Source organism: Chryseobacterium gossypii (assembly GCF_041361455.1).
In the GTDB taxonomy this organism is placed as follows: domain Bacteria; phylum Bacteroidota; class Bacteroidia; order Flavobacteriales; family Weeksellaceae; genus Chryseobacterium; species Chryseobacterium gossypii.
The window spans coordinates 1-2,921 of the sequence record NZ_JBGCUR010000061.1; the positions used below are offsets into that span (position 1 = coordinate 1).

The following is a 2,921-nucleotide window of genomic DNA, read 5'->3' on the forward strand; positions in this document are numbered from 1 at the left end:
AATTCTGGGTATTGTAAGGATCCTGTATGTTTTCATCAGCATTTAGGAATCTTCTCAGTAGAGAACCGCATAATCTTCCATTCATGTAGATAATGCCTAATTCTGCAAAATGCTACAACACATCTGGAACATCTATCATGATTCTTTTGCGCTTGCTATCCTTGATATCATTTCAAACTTATGATTTTTATTTGCTTAAAAAAATAAATCATTAATTATCAACGCAATAAGGTTTTTAGCAACATATCTTAAACATTACTCCGCTATTCATATGCAATATCGGAAGGCTCTAATTTTTTTATTTCTGGTTTATTCAAAATAATATCTCGCATAACAGTATGTATCTTATCAAACCTTTTTCCACTCGGGCAAAGCCATCTGTCCTCACTATTATGTATATATTTTACAGAATAATTATCCAAGAAAAGTTCATCATAGATTTGAGGGTGAAATCCCCATCTAGAACAATCAATCTCAGAAGGAAGATTTTGGAACCGATTCTCTGAAAAAGTCTTTATTATTTTTTCTTTTTCATCTTGTCTCAACGTTATCTTTACTTTAACAATGTCATCACCATAATCTCGTGTGAAAAGACTGGTTTTAGAATCATAGCTATCAGTCAAATCTTTATATCCAAATGCAGAATTGGGATTAAGCTTCTGACTACAAGAGATTAAAAGAATTGACAATAATAAATAACAAACTATTGAATAAAATTTCTGATTTACCATGATATTCCCTGATATGTAACTTTTCTGTTAAAAATATTATATAATTTCTCGGTCCAGGATTGAACCTGAAACTGCATTGTTGGTGATAATCCTTTTATTATACTATTAACTTCATTTAAAGGGATTACATTAAGGAATTTCATATTCATTCCATTTAGATTTATATTGTAATAAACATTTTCAAGCTTTTTAATAGCTAAATGCTCTACTGTATTTAAACGTTCATCTTGTAGACCCGACCCGATTCTATTACCAGAAAAAGGAATTAATCTCGTTAATTTATTTATATATGAATGTGCCGTTTCATGTGCCATTGTTTTACCTAAAAGGTATGGAGCATTAGCAGCACGAGCTGAATAAGTTATCCTAGAGGTGTTGTTGAAAAAATTAGGCTGGGTGTGAGCTATCACCTTCCCATCTATATACCCACCCGGATTATTTATACTGGAAACATCCAATTTATCTGCACCAACACCATATCTTTTGATTTCTGATGCTGAATAATTATTCTCTCTAAAAGTTCTAATTCTATCATTTAACACATTAGGATCTGTTGATGGATTGGTCGTTAAATTTTGACTATCGGACAAATCTAAATCTGCTTCCGTCAATCTATTTGTTTTGGCATTACATAAAAAGTCAACAGTATAACTCACTGCCGCCACAGCACCACCAATCACGGCACCTTTTGCTAATCCTTCAAGAAAGTTATCTCCATTAATCAGTGCTGTAACACCGCCAGCTCAGTATAATCTTCTAATACAATTTTCATTTTATAATCATTACCATCTGTAAAATCAGAGGTGATTATACGTCCGAATACAGGATTAAATAGTCTTTTTTTATTTTCTAGCAAATAGTCAGAAGATATTGGTAATAAATAATTAGTCTTAGAGCTATTATTAAATTGCAATTCTATCAGGAAGCTATTACTATCTAATGAAGTTGTCTAAAGTAAATGGTTTTTCACATAATCAAAAAAATTATTTTTTATAATATTCCCAATAAAAAGTTGTCTTATATATATTAGAAGAAGTTATATATTGTTCAATCTTTCTCTCAATTTCAATAAAAATAGAATTTTCATTCTTACTGCACTCTATCAAATTAAAATTATCTTTTTGAGAGTCAAATGTAATTGTTGATTTATGAACAACTATATTATCTTCAAAATAACAATCACTCATTTCAGATTTTGAAGAAAAATATAATTTATTAATATCTTCCAAATCTTTAGAATTAAGTTTTAAAAATATTTTGATATCCTTAGCAACCTCACTATCAGAATACTTTTTATATTCATATATGCCAGTCAAACTATTATATATACGTTCTTCCTGAACAATTCCGAAATTATTGTAATCAGCAGTATGATATATAAAGTGAATTTTATTTTTATTTTGAGACTTGCATTCTTGAAAAATAATGGAAAGTATTATTATATAAAAATATTTTTTCATAACATTAATATTTCATGTAACGATTAAAGACTGGCATAAGTTTTTCATATGTTGTATTGATCAAGCTTTGTCTAGCAAAATCCAATAACTTAAACATTCTATCTAATCGATATTGAGGTATAAAATCAGAACTCGGAAAGTTATTTAATTGCTTAGAAATATGTTCTAGTTTATATACTGCAAACTCTTCTGTTGTACTTAATGCACCTGTATACTGATTTTCTATTCCAAATTCGTTTTTCCAATCAATTATTTGACTTAGTAAACCTAATTTATTAGAAAATGCATGTCCGGTTTCATGTAGCATTGTTTCAGCTAATAATTCAGGATTTTGAGCAACTAAAGGTGAATATACAATATTCGATTTATTACTAAAAAAGCCTGCTTTTGTTGTATATGCTAAAACTTTAGAATTATTTCCAGGATTCATACTTCCATCTAGCCATCCAGCTTTTCCTACGGTTTCATCCCCAACTCCATAATCAGTATAACGAAAGTTTTCTCTTGCTGCATTTATATTATTTTGCATGGTATCGTCACCTATTGTTGGGTCGTACTTATATTTAGACGTAGTATTATCAGCAATTGTTACTCTAGTTTTATTCCTACTATACTTTACATAATAATTCACCGTATAATTCACGGCCGCAACCGCACCACCTATTACAGCCCCAGTTGCTAATCCTTCAAGAAAGTTATCTCCATTAATCAGTGCTGTAACACCGCCAGC

The 2,921-nt window shown here is 30.0% G+C and carries 4 protein-coding genes; all 4 read right to left on the reverse strand.

Features of this window, described 5'->3' with window-relative positions:
• Positions 1–263: 263 nt before the first annotated feature.
• Entirely contained in the window at positions 264–731 is a 468-nt protein-coding gene (locus ABMQ40_RS16485) for a hypothetical protein (protein WP_370901576.1), read from the reverse strand.
• Positions 725–1,411: a hypothetical protein gene (locus ABMQ40_RS16490; RefSeq protein WP_370901578.1), complete on the reverse strand. Its 687-nt coding sequence runs from the start codon at positions 1,409–1,411 to the stop codon at positions 725–727. The genes ABMQ40_RS16485 and ABMQ40_RS16490 overlap by 7 nt, the downstream gene beginning before the upstream one ends.
• A 303-nt stretch (positions 1,412–1,714) precedes the next feature.
• Positions 1,715–2,191 (reverse strand): hypothetical protein, encoded by a 477-nt coding sequence (locus ABMQ40_RS16495; RefSeq protein ID WP_370901580.1) that lies wholly within the window; start codon positions 2,189–2,191, stop codon positions 1,715–1,717.
• 4 nt (positions 2,192–2,195) lie between these two features.
• Positions 2,196–2,921, reverse strand: a 726-nt coding sequence (locus ABMQ40_RS16500; protein ID WP_370901582.1) for a hypothetical protein, incomplete at its 5' end; no start/stop codon positions are given.